The 17264-nt window shown below is 62.6% G+C and carries 21 protein-coding genes; 8 read left to right on the top strand and 13 right to left on the bottom strand.

Features of this window, described 5'->3' with window-relative positions:
* Positions 1 to 200: 200 nt before the first annotated feature.
* Positions 201 to 437, bottom strand: a complete 237-nt coding sequence (locus WBQ77_RS01915; RefSeq protein WP_424041414.1) for a hypothetical protein — start codon at positions 435 to 437, stop codon at positions 201 to 203.
* Between the two features lie 185 nt (positions 438 to 622).
* On the opposite strand from WBQ77_RS01915, the gene WBQ77_RS01920 reads away from it, so the two are divergent.
* The 4 genes from WBQ77_RS01920 (at position 623) to WBQ77_RS01935 (ending at position 4882) form a co-directional block, all read left to right on the top strand.
* Positions 623 to 2668 carry a bifunctional aldolase/short-chain dehydrogenase gene (locus WBQ77_RS01920; RefSeq protein WP_424058717.1) on the top strand — a complete coding sequence of 682 codons (2046 nt, stop codon included), beginning with the start codon at positions 623 to 625 and terminating at the stop codon, positions 2666 to 2668.
* A gap of 141 nt (positions 2669 to 2809) precedes the next feature.
* Entirely contained in the window at positions 2810 to 2992 is a 183-nt protein-coding gene (locus WBQ77_RS01925) for a hypothetical protein (RefSeq protein ID WP_424041412.1), read from the top strand.
* A gap of 57 nt (positions 2993 to 3049) precedes the next feature.
* On the top strand, positions 3050 to 4063 hold the full coding sequence (locus WBQ77_RS01930; protein ID WP_424058695.1) for a methyl-accepting chemotaxis protein: 1014 nt from the start codon (positions 3050 to 3052) through the stop codon (positions 4061 to 4063).
* A gap of 135 nt (positions 4064 to 4198) precedes the next feature.
* Positions 4199 to 4882, top strand: coding sequence for a DUF502 domain-containing protein (locus tag WBQ77_RS01935; protein WP_424041409.1), 684 nt, complete (start codon positions 4199 to 4201; stop codon positions 4880 to 4882).
* 54 nt (positions 4883 to 4936) lie between these two features.
* Here the strand turns inward: WBQ77_RS01935 and ychF are convergent, their stop codons facing one another.
* From ychF to lgt, 10 genes are all read right to left on the bottom strand, one after another.
* On the bottom strand, positions 4937 to 6034 hold the full coding sequence (gene ychF, locus WBQ77_RS01940) for a redox-regulated ATPase YchF (protein ID WP_424058697.1): 1098 nt from the start codon (positions 6032 to 6034) through the stop codon (positions 4937 to 4939).
* 53 nt (positions 6035 to 6087) lie between these two features.
* Positions 6088 to 6678 (bottom strand): aminoacyl-tRNA hydrolase, encoded by a 591-nt coding sequence (gene pth, locus WBQ77_RS01945; protein WP_424041405.1) that lies wholly within the window; start codon positions 6676 to 6678, stop codon positions 6088 to 6090.
* A gap of 53 nt (positions 6679 to 6731) precedes the next feature.
* Positions 6732 to 7370, bottom strand: a complete 639-nt coding sequence (locus tag WBQ77_RS01950; protein WP_424041403.1) for a 50S ribosomal protein L25/general stress protein Ctc — start codon at positions 7368 to 7370, stop codon at positions 6732 to 6734.
* A gap of 149 nt (positions 7371 to 7519) precedes the next feature.
* The gene (locus WBQ77_RS01955; protein ID WP_424041401.1) at positions 7520 to 7738 is read right to left on the bottom strand and encodes a ketopantoate reductase C-terminal domain-containing protein; all 219 of its coding nucleotides are present in this window, start codon (positions 7736 to 7738) and stop codon (positions 7520 to 7522) included.
* A gap of 37 nt (positions 7739 to 7775) precedes the next feature.
* Positions 7776 to 8210 (bottom strand): GlcG/HbpS family heme-binding protein, encoded by a 435-nt coding sequence (locus WBQ77_RS01960; protein ID WP_424041399.1) that lies wholly within the window; start codon positions 8208 to 8210, stop codon positions 7776 to 7778.
* A gap of 197 nt (positions 8211 to 8407) precedes the next feature.
* Positions 8408 to 9340: a ribose-phosphate pyrophosphokinase gene (locus WBQ77_RS01965; protein ID WP_424058699.1), complete on the bottom strand. Its 933-nt coding sequence runs from the start codon at positions 9338 to 9340 to the stop codon at positions 8408 to 8410.
* Positions 9341 to 9506: 166 nt separating this feature from the next.
* Positions 9507 to 10493 (bottom strand): hypothetical protein, encoded by a 987-nt coding sequence (locus WBQ77_RS01970; RefSeq protein WP_424041395.1) that lies wholly within the window; start codon positions 10491 to 10493, stop codon positions 9507 to 9509.
* A 212-nt stretch (positions 10494 to 10705) separates the two neighbouring features.
* Positions 10706 to 11491 carry a peptidoglycan editing factor PgeF gene (pgeF, locus tag WBQ77_RS01975; protein WP_424041393.1) on the bottom strand — a complete coding sequence of 262 codons (786 nt, stop codon included), beginning with the start codon at positions 11489 to 11491 and terminating at the stop codon, positions 10706 to 10708.
* Between the two features lie 18 nt (positions 11492 to 11509).
* On the bottom strand, positions 11510 to 12637 hold the full coding sequence (locus WBQ77_RS01980) for a class I SAM-dependent methyltransferase (RefSeq protein ID WP_424041391.1): 1128 nt from the start codon (positions 12635 to 12637) through the stop codon (positions 11510 to 11512).
* 12 nt (positions 12638 to 12649) lie between these two features.
* Positions 12650 to 13477, bottom strand: a complete 828-nt coding sequence (gene lgt / locus WBQ77_RS01985) for a prolipoprotein diacylglyceryl transferase (protein ID WP_424041389.1) — start codon at positions 13475 to 13477, stop codon at positions 12650 to 12652.
* Between the two features lie 213 nt (positions 13478 to 13690).
* Here lgt and WBQ77_RS01990 point away from each other — a divergent pair, with 213 nt between their 5' ends.
* From WBQ77_RS01990 to WBQ77_RS02005, 4 genes are all read left to right on the top strand, one after another.
* Positions 13691 to 13954, top strand: a complete 264-nt coding sequence (locus tag WBQ77_RS01990) for an accessory factor UbiK family protein (protein ID WP_424041387.1) — start codon at positions 13691 to 13693, stop codon at positions 13952 to 13954.
* 191 nt (positions 13955 to 14145) lie between these two features.
* A complete protein-coding gene (locus WBQ77_RS01995; protein ID WP_424041386.1) occupies positions 14146 to 14643 on the top strand; it encodes a YbjN domain-containing protein in 498 nt (165 codons plus the stop codon).
* An 89-nt stretch (positions 14644 to 14732) separates the two neighbouring features.
* Entirely contained in the window at positions 14733 to 15554 is an 822-nt protein-coding gene (proC, locus tag WBQ77_RS02000) for a pyrroline-5-carboxylate reductase (protein WP_424058701.1), read from the top strand.
* A gap of 117 nt (positions 15555 to 15671) precedes the next feature.
* Positions 15672 to 16349, top strand: coding sequence for a hypothetical protein (locus WBQ77_RS02005; RefSeq protein WP_424058703.1), 678 nt, complete (start codon positions 15672 to 15674; stop codon positions 16347 to 16349).
* A 28-nt stretch (positions 16350 to 16377) separates the two neighbouring features.
* On the opposite strand, the gene WBQ77_RS02010 is transcribed toward WBQ77_RS02005, so the two are convergent.
* Both WBQ77_RS02010 and WBQ77_RS02015 read right to left on the bottom strand, forming a co-directional pair.
* A complete protein-coding gene (locus WBQ77_RS02010) occupies positions 16378 to 16866 on the bottom strand; it encodes a four-helix bundle copper-binding protein (protein WP_424043007.1) in 489 nt (162 codons plus the stop codon).
* Between the two features lie 52 nt (positions 16867 to 16918).
* On the bottom strand, positions 16919 to 17248 hold the full coding sequence (locus tag WBQ77_RS02015) for a hypothetical protein (RefSeq protein ID WP_424043005.1): 330 nt from the start codon (positions 17246 to 17248) through the stop codon (positions 16919 to 16921).
* Between the last annotated feature and the right edge of the window lie 16 nt (positions 17249 to 17264).

A 17264-nucleotide genomic window follows, 5' to 3' on the forward strand; every position in this document is an offset into this window, starting at 1 on the left:
GAAGAGAACTGAGCGCATGAGGTACCTCGTGTACTTTGTGACCCTTCCTCGTAGGCCCTTAGGGTGGGCCGACCCGGTTCAAAAGGGAACCCCAAAGCATTGAATTTCACGAATTTTTTGGCTTGACGCCGTGCGCGAGTGGGCCTGGGCGGGCGCGGAATCTCGCGGAGGATCGCCGTTTGGCGCAGGTCCCCTCCCAGCTAAGCTAGAACCATGACGGCCATGAAACCCAGCGTTGCGGCCGCAGCCGTCGGCGTCATCCAGCCCATCAGGCGGGACCCTACGGCCCAAAATCCATTGTCCGCTAGGCTTTGGCTCACAATGGGTTGCGCGCCGGCAGCGGCCACGGGCGAGGCCGTATGCTTGGCGTGCCATTTCGGCCCCGGTCCGCGCATGTAATGCTGTTCCGGCTTGTATGCTTTCAGGAATCTGCCCACAACAATGTCTCCCTCATCCCAAAGCGCCCCTTGTCTTCCGATTATCCAGTCGAATTTGTTTCGAATCCGTATCGTCCCGGGGCGAAAATGAGGATTTTTCGCTTGTGGCCAGGATTCTGGCTCAACTTGCGGAAAAATGCGGTCTCGGCTTGCCGCGCTTGCGGAAACTTGCCAAAACCCGCGCCATGAAGAGCCAATGGAATGACGACGAGGCGAAGCGTGCGCTGGAAATCTATGGCGCCGACGGCGTCAACGAGGACATCGCTCTTCGCGTCTACACCACGCGGCTGATCGGCCGCGATCCGCTGCTTGTGCTGCATGGCGGCGGCAACACGTCCGTGAAGACCCGCGCCGTGGACGATCTTGGCCAGGAGTACGATGTGATCGCGGTGAAGGGCTCCGGCGCCGATATGGCGGATATGGAGCCTTGGGGGCTTCCTTCGGTGAAACTTGGACCGTTGCGGGAGATGCGCGCGCTTGAGGCACTGTCCGACGAAGCCATGGTCAATATGCAGCGGCTGAACCTTCTGAACGCCGCCGCGCCGAACCCATCCGTGGAAACGCTGCTTCACGCCTTCCTGCCGCACAAATTCGTGGACCACGCTCATGCCGCGGCGGTCCTGTCGCTGGTCGATCAGCCCGATGGCGAGGCTCTTGCCCGCGATGTCTATGACGGACGCATGGGCATCGTTCCGTACATCGCGCCTGGCTTCGATCTCGCCAAGGCGGCGGCGGATGTCTTCGACGAGAAGCCCGATGTCGAGGGGCTGATCCTGCACAAGCACGGGATCTTCACGTTCGGCGAGACGGCGCAGGATGCCTATGAGCGCTTGATCGAAATGGTGTCGCTCGCGGAGAGCCGGTTGCGTCAGGGCCGTCCTGTCGTCTTCCAGGCGGCGCACTTTCCGGCCGAACCGGCAACGGCCGCGGACATCGCCCCGATCGTGCGCGGTGCGTGCGCCATCCACCACCCCGGTCAGGAGCCGACGCGCTTCATTGCCGAATTCCGGACGAGCCCCGCGATCCTCGACTATGTAAACGGTACCGAGCTCGCCTCCTACAGCCAGCGTGGCGTGGTGACGCCCGATCACATCATACGGACCAAGAACAGGCCGCTCGTGGTGCCGGCGCCCGAGACCAGCAAACTCGATGCGTTTACCCAATCGGTTCAAGCCGCCGTCGAGACGTTCGTCGCGGAATACGACATCTATTTCTCGCGCGAGAACGAGGCAGTCGGCGGGATCAAGACCAAGCTGGATCCCATGCCGCGCGTGATTCTCGTGCCCGGGGTCGGCCTGTTTGGCGTCGGCCGTTCAGCGAAGGACGCGGCCATCGCGGGCGATCTCGCCGAGAATACGGTCCGGGTCGTCACGGACGCCGAGGCCATCGGACGCTATGAGCCGCTGCCCGAAAGCGATTTGTTCGCCCTCGAATATTGGAGCCTGGAACAGGCGAAGCTCGCAAAACAGGTGGTCAAGCCGCTCACGGGCCAAGTGGCGGTGGTTACGGGCGCCGGCGCGATCGGGACGGCGACGGCCAAAGCGCTCGTGGCCGACGGTGCTGCCGTGGCTGTGTTCGATCTCGATGGCGATGCGGCAGCCGAAGCCGCGCGGGCCGTGAAGGGGATCGGCATCGCCTGCGATGTGACCCAACCCAATGAAGTGGCCCGTGCCTTCGCCGCCGTCTGCGAGCGGTTCGGCGGCGTCGACATTGTGGTGTCGAACGCGGGTGCGGCTTGGCAGGGACGCATCGGCGATGTTCCGGACGAGGTCCTGCGCAAGAGCTTCGAGTTGAACTTCTTCGCCCATCAGAGCGTAGCGCGCGCGGCGGTGGCGATCATGCTGAAACAGGGCACGGGCGGCACGCTCCTCTTCAACATCTCCAAGCAGGCCGTCAATCCGGGACAGAATTTCGGCCCCTACGGTTTGCCCAAAGCGGCCACCATGCTGCTGATGCGCCAGTATGCGCTTGATTACGGTGCCGACGGTATTCGCTCCAATGGCGTTAATGCAGACCGAGTCAGAAGCGGACTTTTGACCGACAACATGATCGCCGCGCGGTCGGAGGCCCGAGGGGTTTCCGAGACGGATTACATGTCGGGCAATCTGCTGCATGCTGAGGTGACGGCCGAGGACGTGGCCCAAGCCTTCCTGGCGCTTGCCAAGGCGCGCAAGACGACTGGCCATGTGAAGACCGTGGACGGCGGCAACATCGCTGCGGCCCTGCGCTAAGCGCCACGTCACGTCCGCGTCTAAAGGGACTATTAACCACAACGGTTGAAACTGCGATCACCACGCCCCGCGGGGGGCGTTTCCGTTCTACGAGCGTCCGCTGGATCCCTCGCGGGCTGGCTCTGTTATAGCTTTTGTGAATTGAGCGTTCCGACGAATCTCAGCAAGAAAATTGCTCTCTATTTTGGCCTGACGGCCGTTGCGGCGGTCGTGATGACAATTGCTTTCCAGATGCCCGTGCCCGGTGCTGGGGGTGCGATGTTACTGGCGCTTTTTGACGCCGCCGCGATTGCCGCAGGCGTCGGCTATCTTTATGGCCGTTAACTCTCAGGCTCGCTCGACGAACTCAAAACCGTCATTGCGCGGCTGACCAAGTGGGAGATGGCCGGTGACGTTCCGCATACGGGCCGTCGCGATGAGGTCGGCGCCGTGGCCAACGCCCTCAAGGCGTTTCAAGCCGATGCCAAGAATTGGAGTGAGTCCCACCAGAACGAACAGGACAGCGAGGTCGAGGGGCGGCTTGCCTCTCAGCGGCGTACCGAGGAACTCATCCATCAGTTTCGCGGGTCTATCGCCGGCTTGCTCGGCGCTTTTGTGGATAGTGCGCAGCAGATGCAAGAGACCGCCCGGCTCTTGTCGAACGTTGCCACGGACACGAATGACCGCGTCACCGTAGTGGCGTCGGCCTCCGACGAAGCCTCGGCGAACGTGCAGTCCGTGGCGGCGACTGCCGAGGAACTGGCCGTCTCCTGCAGCGATATCGGCACGCGTGTTTCGACCGCAGGCAAGGTTGTGGATCAGGTGACGGAAAACGCCCGCACGGCCAACCACAAGGTCCAGAGCCTTACCAGTGCAGCCGAGCGCATCGGAGACGTCGTGGATCTCATTCAGGATGTCGCCGCGCAGTCCAATCTTTTGGCGCTCAATGCCACGATCGAGGCGGCGCGCGCCGGCGAAGCGGGGCGCGGCTTCGCGGTCGTTGTGAGCGCCGTCAAGAAGCTGGCCGATCAGAAAGCCAAGGCGACCAACGACATCAAGCAGCAAATCGACGCGATCCGGTCCTGGACCCATAGTGCGGTCGAAGGCATGCAGTCCATCGTGACCACGATGAGCGATGTGAACCAGAGCACCCAGGAGATCGCCGGTGCCGTTCAACAGCAGTCGGCGGCAACCTCGGAGATTTCCCATGGCGTTCGCCAGGCGGCTCGGGACACCGAGGATGTGGCCACGCATTTGCCGGACGTAACCAAAGCCGTGGATGATACGAACCAGCCGGCGGGGCAGATGCTCCAGGTCGGCAAGGACCTGTCGCGCCATAGCGAACGGTTCCGCCACACGGTCGAGAACTTCCTGCGCCGCCTGGCCGCGGCCGATGTGTTGAACAAGGCGAGCTAAGGCCACCACAGCGCGACCAGCTGTTTCCAGTACTGCGTAGCAAGGCCGCCGGGGCTTTTTGTCCCGGCCGCTTTTGCGTTTGGCCCTGGTATGCTGAATAGGCTAGCGTCCGGTGTCAAACGTGGAGGGTGGCCGGTGGGCCGTATTTTTCGAGTTTTTCTGTCCGGCGCCTTGGCGCTGCTGCCCATCATGGTCACGGTCCTCGTCACAGCGTGGCTGGGGTCGATAGTGGCCACCTATGCGGGCCCCGGCAGCTTCCTCGGCAATCTCATTACTTCGCTAGGACTCAATCTCTCGGGCTCCTCGCATGTGGCCTATTTCATTGGGCTTGGCATCATCGTGGGGCTCATCTTCCTGCTGGGCCTGGCGGTGGAGTCGGGCTTGCGAAACTGGATCTCCAACAGTTTCGACTGGTTCATGACGCGCATTCCTCTGGTGTCGAATGTCTATGACGTGTCCAAGCGCTTCGTGGCGATCATGGATCGCGGCGACGATGAGGACAGTCTGAAAAGCATGAGCCCGGTCTGGTGCTTCTTCGGCGGGGAGGGCAGCGCCGCCGTGCTGGCGCTCATGCCGTCGCACGAGCCGGTGGCGATCGGCGACAAACGCTACGTGCCCGTGCTGGTGCCCTCGGCCCCGGTGCCCTTTGGCGGCGCGCTCATCTATGTGCCGCAAGAGTGGATCAAGCCGGCCGAAGGCGGCGTCGAAGGCTTGATGAATGTCTACGTCTCGATGGGCGTGACCCCGCCCAAAGGCATTCCCGCGGAGGGCCTTCATGTGAAGGCATCCGCCGGGACCGGGAAGCCGGCGCCAAAGTAGCGCGCGCGAAAAACGGCGGCACGGGCAGCAGCGGCTCAGGATTGGGGCTAGGCGTCAGTTTGCAAAGCGGAAATGCAGCACGTCGCCATCCTGCACAACATAGTCCTTGCCTTCAAGGCGTAGCTTGCCCGCATCGCGCGCACCTGCCTCGCCGCCGAGGTCGACATATTCTTCATAGGCGATGGTCTCGGCGCGGATGAAGCCCTTTTCGAAATCTGTGTGGATCACGCCGGCGGCTTGCGGTGCACGGGTACCGCGCTCAATGGTCCAGGCACGCGCTTCCTTCGGCCCCACCGTAAAGTAGGTGAGGAGGTCGAGAAGCTTGTAGCCTTCCTGGATGAGCCGGTTGAGGCCGGGCTCTTTCAGACCGAGTTCGGCGAGATAGGATTTTCGTTCCTCGGCGTCGAGTTCCACCAGTTCAGCCTCGATCTTGGCGGAAATGACCACGCAGCCCGCGCCTTCGTTTTCGGCGCGTTGCCGCACGCTATCGGCGAGGGCGTTGGCCGAGGCGGCAGAGGCCTCGTCTACATTGCAGACATAGAGGATGGGCTTGGACGTCAGGAGGCCCAGCCTGTGGAAGGCCTTGCGGTCCTCGTCATCGGCAATGGCGAAACGGGCAGGCTTGCCCTCGCGCAGCGTGAGGAGCGCCCGCTCCAGAAGCGCCAACGTCTCTTTGGCTTCTTTGTCCTGGCCGCGAATCTTTTTCTCAAGCGCCGGCACTCGGCGTTCGAGGCTCTCGAGGTCCGCCAGCATCAACTCGGTCTCGATGGTCTCGGCATCGGCAATGGGGTCGACCTTGCCGTCCACATGGACCACGTCGGAATCTTCGAAGCAGCGCAGCACATAGGCGATGGCGTCGACCTCGCGGATATGGGCGAGGAACCGATTCCCGAGCCCTTCGCCTTGCGAGGCGCCCCGGACGAGGCCCGCGATGTCGACAAAGGTCAGGCGCGTCGGGATCGTTTGTGCAGAACTCGCGATCCCCGAGAGCTTGGCGAGGCGCGGGTCGGGCACCGGCACGTCGCCCACATTAGGCTCGATGGTGCAGAAGGGGTAGTTGGCGGCCTGCGCCGCGGCGCTCTCAGTCAGCGCGTTGAAGAGCGTTGACTTACCGACATTTGGCAGTCCGACGATGCCGCATTTGAATCCCATCTTGTTCCTCGGCTTCTGTGGCCTGCGGTGCCGTCGGGTTGGCTGGCTAGAGCCTAGTCCGTGCCGGCTTGCGTTTCGTCTCGCGTTTCGTGCGCCACCTGGGTTTGGAAGCGATCCTTCTCACCTTTGGCGAGCAGGGGAGCCGCGTCCGACATGGCAAACAGCACCGGTTCCAGCCATTCCATATCCGCCTTGACGAAATCGCGCAGGACATGACCGACAACCCGCTCGCGATGGCCGGGATGACCTATCCCGATCCGCACGCGCATATAGTCATTGCCCAAATGCGACGTCACGGATTTGAGGCCGTTGTGGCCGGCCACGCCCCCTCCGATCTTCACCCGCACCTTGCCGGGGGCAAGATCGAGCTCGTCGTGAAAGACCACGACGTCGCCGATGGCGATCTTGAAGAATCGCGCGGTCTCACCGACCGAGCGGCCGGACTCGTTCATATGTGTCTGCGGCTTCAGTAGAAGCACTTGTTCGCTGTCCAGACGCCCCTCGCAGGTGAGTCCCTGGAAGCGTTTGCGCCAAGCGGCGAAACCGTGTGCGGCGGCTATGACGTCGAGAGCCATGAAGCCCACATTGTGACGGTTGAAGGCGTATTGCGCCCCCGGATTGCCGAGGCCGACAAAGAGCTTCATCGCGTCGTCCCGTATCGCGGCCCAAACGGCCCGTCAGGCCAAAAAGGAGAAGGCTATTCCTTCGGCTCTTCGGCTTCGCCTTCTTCTTCTTCTTCCTCGGTGGTCTCTTCGGCTTCCGCCTCATCAGCGCCGCGGCCGGCGATCGTGAAGATCGTGAAGTCGCGGTCGGTGATGGTGGGGACCGCGCCTTCCGGCAGCTTCACAGCTGAAATGTGGACCGAGTCGCCGATTTCCGTACCCGCGAGGTCGACCTTGATCGAATCGGGAATATTATCGGCCGGGCAGCGCAGGGTAATTTCGTGGCGCACCACGTTGAGGACGCCACCGCGCTTGAGGCCCGGGGAGGCGGCTTCGTTGAGGAAGTGAACCGGTACGTCCACATCGACTGAGGCGTTTTTCGCCAGCCGCAAGAAGTCCACATGAATCGGGAAATCGCGGATCGGGTCGACCTGTACGCCGCGCGGGATAGCCCGGATTTTCGTGCCGTCCATGTCGAGCATGTAGACCGTGCTCTGGAAGTGGCCGGTTGAAATTTGCTTGGAAACTTCCTTCGTCTCTAAAGAGATATTGAGCGGCTTGTCGCTGCCGCCATAGATGATGCCGGGAATGCGCCCTTCACGACGTACTGCGCGTGCGCCACCGGTTCCGGTGCGCCCTCGCGTGTGCGCCTTGAGCTCGATCGCCTCAGCCATATGGTCCTCCGAACGTCTGAAATAGTGAGGGGCCGGAAGCCGGCCCCCAAAATACGGGCGCGGCGCTCTGATCGTGGTCGCCGCGACGGAATTGGAGAGGCTTATAGCCCAAGGACCACTAGGAAGACAATCGCCTATCGGGGCCGATTTTAGCGGCTGAAGCGCCTCCGAGACGGCCTCGGGCTCCAGGGCGAGCCCTTCTTGGCGCTCTCGGCATCTTTGATCAGTGCCGGGACGCGCCGGTTCAAGGGTGCCGGGCGCCGATACTGGTTCGCCAGCCGGATTATTTCCTCCTGCAGATGGTCGATTTCGGTGCGTCTGCCCGCCTGCAGGCCCTCCCACATGGAGGAACGGGTATTCTTGTCCATGGAGAAGATCTTCCCGGCGGCGAGGCAAAACAGGGGATCAAGTGCGCCAGGGATGCGCGGGCATCTCGGAGACGCCGAGCACGGCCACGCCCGCGGCGGCGACCTCATGATCATTTTCGACCGTGCTGCCGCTCACGCCGATGCCCCCCACAAGGACGCCGTCTTCGTCGACAATCGGCAGGCCGCCGGGAAACGTGATCAGACCATCGTTGGAATGCTCAATGCCGTAGAGCGGTTTGCCTGGTTGCGACAGCTGGCCGAGCGCGCCCGTCGCCATGCCGAAAAAGCAGGCCGTCGTGGCTTTCTTGATCGCGATATCGATCGAGCCCACCCAAGCATCGTCCATGCGCGTAAAGGCTTTAAGGTTCGCGCCGGAGTCGACCACGGCGATGCACATCTGCGTGTCCAGCTCGACAGCCTTCTTCCGGGCGGCTTTGATGACTTGTTCGGCGTTCTCAAGATTGACGTGCATCAGTTATCTCCTCCTCTGGACGATCCCATGTCCGTTTCGACAGGGCGTCTTCGTTTGAAATGGTGTCTTGGCCTTAAACCACAAGGCTGTGTAGGCCCGGGTTGTGATGGTTTCCGCTTCGTAAGGTGCTTCGCATCGTGGAAGGGCGCTGACGTTGCGTCATTCCCCTGGTGCGGCAAACTGACCACGCTGCTCGGCTAGTAGAAAAGGCTTGAGACGGATTTTTCCTCGGCTGTGCGAGCGATGGCTTCGCCCAGAAGAGGCGCGATCGAGAGCACGCGAATATTGTGCGCGCTGACCACGGCATCGCTGGGCATGATCGAATCGGTGATCACGAGTTCCGTCAGCTGTGAGGCCATGACGCGTGCGATGGCACCGCCCGAGAGCACGCCATGAGTGATATAGCCAGCGACTTGCTTCGCGCCCTGTTTCAGAAGCGCCTCGGCCGCATTGACCAGCGTTCCGCCGGAATCGACAATATCGTCCATCAAGATGCAGCTATGCCCGGCCACGTCGCCGATGACATTCATCACTTCGGACTCACCTGGGCGCTCCCGGCGCTTGTCCACGATGGCCAGCGGCGCGTCGATGCGCTTCGCCAGTCCCCGGGCGCGCACCACGCCGCCGACATCCGGCGAGACCACCATAATGTTGTCTTTCGCCATGACGTCCTTGATGTCATTGACCATGGCGGGGGCGGCGAAGAGATTGTCCGTCGGGATGTCGAAGAAGCCCTGAATTTGGCCTGCATGGAGGTCGAGTGTCAGAACGCGGTCGGCGCCGGCGCGGACGATCATGTTTGCCACGAGCTTCGCCGAGATCGGGGTGCGCGGGCCGGGCTTACGGTCCTGCCTCGCATAGCCGAAATAGGGAATGACCGCCGTGATGCGCCGCGCCGAGGCGCGTTTCAGCGCATCGCACAGAATCAGCAGCTCCATGAGGTGGTCGTTGGCGGGCGCCGAGGTCGACTGAATGATGAAAACGTCCTCGCCACGGACATTCTCTTGCACCTCGACGAAGATCTCTTTGTCCGCGAATCGACGGACCACGCAGCGTGCGAGTGCGACGTCGAGGTAGCTGGCAATTGCCTCAGCAAGTGGGCGGTTGCTGTTGCCTGCAACCAATTTCATGCGCTTGTTCCCCGAAACTCAGCCGGTCTGAAGGCGATCTACGACCTTCACGACACCCGCGCGCTTTTAACAAGCGCGTGGCACCTATGTAAACTTTCTAAGTGGTTGATGCTCAGGAGTTTTGGTCGCGGTTGAGCCATCGCGGCCGTCACGCGTGGGCGCTCTCTCATTGAACCAGCTTCTTAATTCCGGGCACTGCGGCACCGGCCGCGGCGTCCGCGATCGCGCCCCAAGGCCCGTTTAGCGACCCTTTGGGGATGGTATTCTCCTGTGAAACCGTGCCCTTGGTCGTGCCGCTGGGCTCCAGGACCCGCCAATCTATGCGGATTTTTTCCTTGCTGGAGCCAGCGTTGGTCAGCCTCACCATGCCTTTGACGGTGTAGACGTTGGAGCCCCGGCTAACGACTTTCACACCGGAACTGCGGAGCCGCTTTTTGAGCGCGGAGGGCAGCGTACGGCTTCCGTCGCCGGGTGCGCCCGTGACCGAGCCGACCACGACGCCGGACGGTTTCCGCGCAGCCGTGGTTTTGGCGCTTGAGGCCGCGGCGGCGCCTGTCGCCGCAGTGGCTCCGGTTGCCGCTGCCGCGGTCCGGCTCGTGGAGGTCGAGGAGGTGGCGGTGGGCTTCGACGACCGTCCGCCGCGCCCGCCGGGCAGGTCGGCAGACAATTGAGAGGCCGTCTTATTTGCGATATTGGCGATTGCCGTGGAATTCAGCCCGCGCCAGGGATTGGAACTGGAGCCCCGGGCCACGGTCTCCTCCCCGGAAACCCGGGTGACGCGTGTGCCGGACGCATCGTTCACGTCCCACACATAGGAGATTTTCGAGCGGCCCCCGTCGACATTAGACAGAAGGTAGCCGCGCAGCGTGTACTCGGCTTCGGCAGAGCCGCTGGGCAGGATCGTCAGATTACGGTCGGCGCCGGCGGTCTGTAGCGCCTGGGTCAGCTTGGCCGTCACGCTCTTCGGCGGACCGACGACATTCCCCATGGCGATCTTGGGCGAACCTGCAAACAAGCCGCCTGCGCCTTGCATGATATTGCCCATGCCTGCGCCGCTGCCGCAGCCTGTCAGCGACAGGGCAGCCGAGATCAGGGCGACGATGGCCGTGACAAAGCTCAGGACATGCGTCGTTCTGTATTGCGCAGCGCCCAACCACTCGCTCCCTTGTTGGCCGCACACAATCCACCCGCGCTCTGAGCGTGCAATGCCAACATCGTTTCCAACCAAGTCCACTTACGGCGGGGCCAAACGTGTTTGGTCAGCCAAGCTTGATAACCCATAGCAACTTTACGTGGCGGGCCCCAAGGGCGTCCAGAGGCCGCGCCCAGTCCGGTGCTGACGCATCAGTCTATGGAGAAACCAAATCAGGTGAGGACGATGGCGGAAATTTGGCGGCCATAATCTACCTCGCTGTGGTGCTGCGACCGCCGGTAACTATAGAGACGGGTCTCGTCGTAATAGGTGCAAATGCCCAGGTCGTAGATGTCGCCGACCTCCGCCCGGGCCAGCCGGTCGGCGACATATGCGGGCAGGTCGAAATGCGGCTCGCCCGTGCCGTCGTCATTGGCGAAAAAAGTTCTGGCGCCCGGCTCCGTTTCGAGAAAGCGTCCCTTGTAGTCCTCGCCGACTTCGTAGGCGCCTTGGCTGATCGCGGGGCCGATCGCTGCGATCATCTGCTCCGGTTTCGCTCCGAGCCCGGTCATGGCCCCGACTGTCGCCTCGACGATCCCGGTGGACGCACCACGCCAGCCCGCATGGGCCGCGCCGACCACGCGGGCTTCCGGATCGCATAGGAGGACGGGTGCGCAGTCCGCCGTGACGATGCCGACGATCAGGCCTGGCGTCGCCGTGACGACCGCGTCCGCTTCCGGGCGCGAGCCGGGCTCCCAGGAACCACCCGCGACGACGGCAACATTCGAGTGCTTTTGATAGACGGTCGCGAGCTTGCCAGGCGTCGTGCCGAGCAGTCCTGCGACACGCGCCCGGTTGTCCGCCACTGCGCCCGGCACATCTTGCGAGCCGACCCCGCAATTGAGCGATTCGTATAGGCCTTCGGAGACGCCACCGAGCCGCGTAAAGAACCCATGGTCGATGCCATCGATCGCGGAAAGGTTCGCGGCCTGAATTCTGAGCTGGTCTTCTGTGATCATGGTCGTGGGCTCGCCTCATTAAGCACTGTTCCCGAAGGCAGGGGGCGGTGCAAGGCCTTGGCTGGTGATGGCCAGCGCCTTGAAAAGCACGCCCATGGCCGCAGGATCGACCAGCCGCTGCGTTGCCGACATAAGCCCATCGCGCTCATCTTGGGTGGCGTCCTGACAGAGCCGCTCCAAGCGGGCGTCCAGGCCAAGCTCCAGGAGCAGGGCACCTTGGGCTTTCGGTCCGTAGGCCAAAAGCCCGTTGGCCTCTGCGGAATCTTTCAAGGCCCCGAAATCCACATGCGCCGTCAGATCCACATTACCGGGCTGTTCCAAGGGATCGGCGAATTTGTGCCGTGAGACGGCCTGAAGCGTGTCGCCGCACCCGGTCGCCTCATGGCCATAGTCGATAATGAGCGCGGCAAGCGGGGCGTCTTTGGCCCGGGCGGCAAGGGCGGTGATCACGGCGTTGGCCGCGGGTCTGATTTCGAGAATCGAGCCATCGGGCAGCTGCTGCAATTCGGCGTTCCGGCGTAAGTTCTCGACGGCGAGTGGCGGGCCGTCGCAGAACGCAAACCCTCCATCGAGGCCGATCAGCACACAGCGTTCGTGCCATTGTCCCGTCCGCCAAATCAGTTGGCGTATGGGCAGGGCGTCGATGAATTCGTTGGCGATCACGATAATCGGGCCAGGCGGCAGTTCCTCGATCCGCTCATGCCAGGAAATGTAGGCGCCGGGATCGGCGAGTGCCTCTTCCTGTGCCTGGCGCAAGGGAGGGCTGGTCTCCACCAACGCCACTTTCGCGCAGTCCGTGAATCCGGGCAGGCGGCGCAGCCCGCGCAAAGCATCCGCCATAAGTGTGCCGCGCCCCGGCCCAAGTTCGGCAAGGATCACCTGCTCAGGCGACCCCATCGATTGCCAGACGGCGTAGGCCCATAGTCCAAGAAGTTCGCCGAAGACCTGGCTGACCTCGGGCGCCGTGGTGAAGTCGCCTCCCGCGCCGATGGGCTGCTTGGAGGGATAATAGCCAGCCGTTGCATCGGCCATGCAGACATCCATAAAGCGTTCCAAGCTGATGGGGCCGGTTCGGGCGATCTGCGCCTTCAAGCGTACGCTGAGAAGCGTGCTCTCCATGCTAGTCTGTGTGTGCGTCGGCGCCATGGTGCCGTCCCGTTATGCTGCGACGGCTGCCTTCCGGCGCGCGCGCCAAATGAGCCAGATGCCAATGAGCAGCATCGGAATCGAGTACGCCATGCCGGGGGTCAGGATGCCGATATCCAGGGGATGGCCGGCGTGTGGTTCCCGTGCGACCTCCTCCACGATCGAGCGGAAGATGCCATAGAAGATGAGAAACAGACCGAACACGGTGCCCGGCCGGTTCAGCTCTTTGTATACATGCGTGGCGATGCGCAGGATGATGAACAAGACGATGCCTTCGAGCGCGGCCTCGTAGAGTTGGCTCGGGTGGCGCGGCAGGTCGTCGACGCCGGGAAACACCATGGCCCAGGGCACGTCGGTAGCGCGCCCGTAGACCTCCGAATTGATGAAATTAGCGATGCGCCCGAAGAACAAGCCGAACGGGGTCGCCGCCGAGGCAATATCGCCGAGCGATAGCGGATTGATCCCTTGCGCCTTAGAGAAGAAATAGACGGCGAGGACGACGCCGAGCAGTCCACCATGGAAGGACATGCCGCCGTTCCAGATCGCCGGGATCTGTTCGGGGTTCTGCCAAAAGTAGCTCGGCTCATAGAACAAGACGAAGCCGAGGCGTCCGCCGACGACGATGCCGAGCGTGATCCAGAGCAGAAAGTCGTCCGCCTGGCGCACAGTCATCGGAGACTTGCCGTTCCAGAGGTCGGCGCGGGACACGAGCCTGCGCCCGTAGAGCCAGCCCGCCAGGATGCCCGCCATATAGGCCAGGCCGTACCAGCGCACGGTTGCGGGCCCGATTGAGAAGGCCACGGGATCGATGACGGGGAAGGGAATGACGAACAACTGCATGATGCCTCGGGCGAATGAAACGTGGCGACCCTCGGCTGCGGGTATACCCCTGTCAAGCGCGCCCTTTGTCGCGATCATGCGGCGTCAACGGCTTGCACCGGCCTGCTTGCCTCAGCCAACGCGCTACGCAATAGTCCGCGCAAATGACAGTTTCGCTAAGTGACAGTCCAGCTAAGTGCGGGTCTGGCACCGCATTTTTGGAGGTTGCGTGACATGACGCAGACCAGCGGGCGGTTTTTCGACGAGTTGGGCAAGTTTCTGACCGATGCGGTCGGCGCCGCCGACGGCGTGAAACAAGAGGTCGAGGGTCTGGTGCGCGGCCAGGCCGAGCGGGTTCTGAACGAACTCGACGTGGTCCAGCGCGAGGAATTCGAAGCCGTCAAAGCGATGGCTCAGAAGGCGCGCGAGGAAAACGAGCGCCTCAAGGTGCGGATCGCCGTGCTTGAGTCCAAGCTAGCTATGGATAATCCGGGATAACGCTTGGTCACGAGTCGAGTCGACTCTCCGATTCATCCACAGATTTCTTGCTCCATCCACAGCAATTCGGCGCTTGGCGACTCTGGCGCCGTTTTGCGCGCGGACTCGCCAGTATATAACTGATTCATCTACTGATTCGCGGTTGCTGTTTTGTGTGCGCGGACCCCTTAACGCGGCTCGAGAGGATACGCATGGCTTCGATGGAAGCGACTTACGACCACTTCACAAATCCCGTGGACATGGTGGAGCAGATCGCCACCATCCGCGACTGGACCTTCGAGCGCAATACGCCCGACGAACTGACCCTGTCGGTGGCCGGGACTTGGTGCGACTATCATATCTCTCTGAATTGGCGGGAAGATTTGGAGGCGCTGCATCTGGCGTGCGCTTTCGACTTCCGAGCGACGAAACCGCGGCTTCCCGAGCTCTATCGGCTCGTGGCCAATATCAATGAGCAACTTTGGCTCGGGCACTTTGACCTGTGGCGGCAGGACGGGATGCTGCTCTACCGCAATGGATTGCTCCTGGCCGGGGCGGATACCCATGTCGGGCAATGCGAGGGCCTGCTGACTGCGGCACTCGAGGCCTGTGAGCGCTATTATCAGAGCTTCCAGTTCGTCTTGTGGGCCGGAAAGTCCGCCGATGAGGCACTCGCGGCCACGATGCTTGAGACGCAAGGCACGGCTTAGGGCGTGACCGCGCGCGGAACGGCTGTTTAGATAGTTGGAAGAGACGGGTCTTCTGATGACGCAGGTGTTCCGATGAAACAGGACCTAGAATGACGATTGGCCTCACTGGCCCGCTGCTCCTGGTGGGCGCGGGCAAGATGGGTGGCGCGCTGCTTGAGGGTTGGCTCAAGAAGGGTCTCGATCCCACGACCGTCTTTATCCAGGACCCAGAACTGCCGGATGACATGCGCCGCCTGGCCGCCGCGCATGGGATCGCGGCAGGTGACGCGCCTCCTCTCACCAAAGCGCCCGCCGTCATCGTGCTTGCCGTGAAGCCGGATCTTGCCGTCGCGGTGTTGCGCACGATCGCGCCGTCGATCGGGGCCGAGACCGTGGTCTTGTCCATTGCGGCGGGGCGGACGCTCGAAACGCTCTCCGGGCCGTTACCCGAGACATGCGCTGTGGTGCGCGCCATGCCCAATACGCCGGCGGCAGTGGGCGAGGGGATAACGGTCTGCGTCGCCAACGCCCAGAGCAGCGCGGCCCAGAGAGCCATCTGCGAAGGCTTGCTCTCCGCCGTAGGCGAAGTGGTTTGGGTCGAGGACGAGACCTTGATGGATCCGGTGACCGCCGTTTCCGGCAGCGGACCGGCCTATGTCTTTCACCTGGCGGAGTGCTTGGAGCAGGCGGGGATCGAGGCGGGGCTCCCGCTGGACCTTGCTGCGCGTCTTGCCCGTGCGACTATCGCGGGCGCCGGCGCGCTTCTGAAACAGTCCGAACACGACGCCGCCACGCTGCGGACCAATGTGACCTCGCCTAGGGGCACGACCGCCGCGGCGCTCGACGTGCTGATGGAGGACGAGGCACTGAAGATGCTGCTTGCACGCGCTGTGGCCGAAGCGGCAAAACGGTCGCGGGAGCTATCGTCCTGACGTTGGACCGAGGCTCGATGCAAGTCTCTCGTCTCCCGTCTTCCGATGGCCACGAATTCGGCCTATCGTTCCCCCCACAACGACGCCGAAAAGTGTGTCCCACAGAGGAGTATGGCCATGTTCGAGGAATTCTCCAGGCGCAACCGGGCGGTGATGGCCGCCATGTCGCTGGCCGCGACGCGCGATTGGGGGGATTTCAGCCTCGTGGATATCGCCGCGGAAGGAAATCTCACCATCGCGGATTTGCGCCGGGAATTTATCTGCAAGAACGACATTCTGCGTGCGTTCCAGGCCGAGGTCGACGCACAGGTTCTGGCGCGCGGCAAACCGGGTGGACCGGACGACAGCGTGCGCGATCAGGTTTTTGAAGCCTTGATGACGCGATTCGAGGTCATGGCGCCGCATAAGGAGGCCCTGAAACGAATCTCGGCGTATTTGCGTTGTCGGCCGGGTGAGGCCTCGATGCTAGTCTGTTCGAGGCTCGTCTCGCAGTACTGGATGCTCGCGGGCACGGGCGCGAAGCTCGACGGCCCGACCGCCTTGGTGCGCGTTGGGGGCCTGTCCGCCGTATACGGTAAGGCCTTCAGCGTGTGGCTTAAAGACGATACGCCCTCGCTCGACAAGACCATGGCGACCCTCGACCGTGGTTTGAAGAACGGGGAACGCGGGATGCAAAGTCTGGAGAAGGCCTGCGATACGGTGTGCGGATTCCTGCGCGGCTTGAAGCGGAACTTCGAACGAAAAGGTCAGCCCGACGGTAGGCCGACCCCCGAGCAGACTCCGTCGTCGGTGTAGAGCAGCGCCGTTGCGGACAGGTAGTGCGCTAAGCGGCGATTAGTTTTTTACACGCCTTGATGCAAGCGACACAGGATTCGCCGCAGACCTTGCACTCTTCATGCTCGGCTGCGTGCTTCTCGCACTCTTTGGCGCAGTCATCGCAGACATCGATGCAAACCTTGGCAAGTTGCTTCAGGCGCTTGGCGTCGGTCGCCGCATAGTGCGCAAGCGCGGCACACATCGGCAGCATGGCATTGACGGTGACGAGGCAGTCCGCAAGCGATGGGTCGCCCGTTCCCAACACTTTGACGCAATGGGCGACGCACGCTTCGCCGTGCCCCACGCAATCCAGAGCCAGCCGGGTCAGTTCCGCGTGGTGCGAGCCATGATGTTGATGCGCGGACTTCGCTGCGGCGCTCCCGGCAAGCGGCACCGAAAGACCGGCAAGAGCCGCACCGGCAAGAATCTCGCGGCGGCTTGTGGTGTGCGTGGAGAAACGTCGCCGTTCAGGCACGCCCGTGTCGGATTTCTTCATGTTGGGCCTCACTGTGTTCACCGGCCCTGCCAACGGGCCGTGGTTCGCGATGCTAATAGGGAAGCGGGTCTTCGTCGTCGGGGCCCGACAGACTCTCCGGTCCTTCACCTGGGAGTTCGGCATCGACCGGATCGGTTGAAATCAGGCTGTCAGGGTCGTCCAGCGGAGCCAGTTCCGGTGGCTCCTCCGACATCTTCATATCGCCGAAGAGCGGCTTTCCGCTTTTGCGATGCACGTCGGCGCCGTCTTGACCGATGTCGATCTGAATTTCGGACCCCGGCATTTCGTTGTCTTGAATGCGCTCGGTTTCCGATTGCGCCAGGGCCGGAGTCAGCCCGGCCACGGCAAGGATCGCGGTCAGTCCAGCCACTCTCTTATGCATCGGTGTATCTCCCAAT

It is taken from the genome of Methyloceanibacter sp. (assembly GCF_049590335.1).
In the GTDB taxonomy this organism is placed as follows: domain Bacteria; phylum Pseudomonadota; class Alphaproteobacteria; order Rhizobiales; family Methyloligellaceae; genus Methyloceanibacter.

Excerpts from the sequence above, each read along its gene's own strand:
- WBQ77_RS01920 (WP_424058717.1), top strand. The coding sequence starts at position 623 with ATGAAGAGCCAATGGAATGACGACGAGGCGAAGCGTGCGCTGGAAATC.
- WBQ77_RS01930 (WP_424058695.1), top strand. The coding sequence starts at position 3,050 with ATGGCCGGTGACGTTCCGCATACGGGCCGTCGCGATGAGGTCGGCGCC.
- ychF (WP_424058697.1), bottom strand. The coding sequence starts at position 6,034 with ATGGGATTCAAATGCGGCATCGTCGGACTGCCAAATGTCGGTAAGTCA.
- pth (WP_424041405.1), bottom strand. The coding sequence starts at position 6,678 with ATGAAGCTCTTTGTCGGCCTCGGCAATCCGGGGGCGCAATACGCCTTC.
- WBQ77_RS01950 (WP_424041403.1), bottom strand. The coding sequence starts at position 7,370 with ATGGCTGAGGCGATCGAGCTCAAGGCGCACACGCGAGGGCGCACCGGA.
- WBQ77_RS01955 (WP_424041401.1), bottom strand. The coding sequence starts at position 7,738 with ATGGACAAGAATACCCGTTCCTCCATGTGGGAGGGCCTGCAGGCGGGC.
- WBQ77_RS01960 (WP_424041399.1), bottom strand. The coding sequence starts at position 8,210 with ATGCACGTCAATCTTGAGAACGCCGAACAAGTCATCAAAGCCGCCCGG.
- WBQ77_RS01965 (WP_424058699.1), bottom strand. The coding sequence starts at position 9,340 with ATGAAATTGGTTGCAGGCAACAGCAACCGCCCACTTGCTGAGGCAATT.
- pgeF (WP_424041393.1), bottom strand. The coding sequence starts at position 11,491 with ATGATCACAGAAGACCAGCTCAGAATTCAGGCCGCGAACCTTTCCGCG.
- WBQ77_RS01980 (WP_424041391.1), bottom strand. The coding sequence starts at position 12,637 with ATGGCGCCGACGCACACACAGACTAGCATGGAGAGCACGCTTCTCAGC.
- lgt (WP_424041389.1), bottom strand. The coding sequence starts at position 13,477 with ATGCAGTTGTTCGTCATTCCCTTCCCCGTCATCGATCCCGTGGCCTTC.
- WBQ77_RS01990 (WP_424041387.1), top strand. The coding sequence starts at position 13,691 with ATGACGCAGACCAGCGGGCGGTTTTTCGACGAGTTGGGCAAGTTTCTG.
- WBQ77_RS01995 (WP_424041386.1), top strand. The coding sequence starts at position 14,146 with ATGGCTTCGATGGAAGCGACTTACGACCACTTCACAAATCCCGTGGAC.
- proC (WP_424058701.1), top strand. The coding sequence starts at position 14,733 with ATGACGATTGGCCTCACTGGCCCGCTGCTCCTGGTGGGCGCGGGCAAG.
- WBQ77_RS02005 (WP_424058703.1), top strand. The coding sequence starts at position 15,672 with ATGTTCGAGGAATTCTCCAGGCGCAACCGGGCGGTGATGGCCGCCATG.
- WBQ77_RS02010 (WP_424043007.1), bottom strand. The coding sequence starts at position 16,866 with ATGAAGAAATCCGACACGGGCGTGCCTGAACGGCGACGTTTCTCCACG.
- WBQ77_RS02015 (WP_424043005.1), bottom strand. The coding sequence starts at position 17,248 with ATGCATAAGAGAGTGGCTGGACTGACCGCGATCCTTGCCGTGGCCGGG.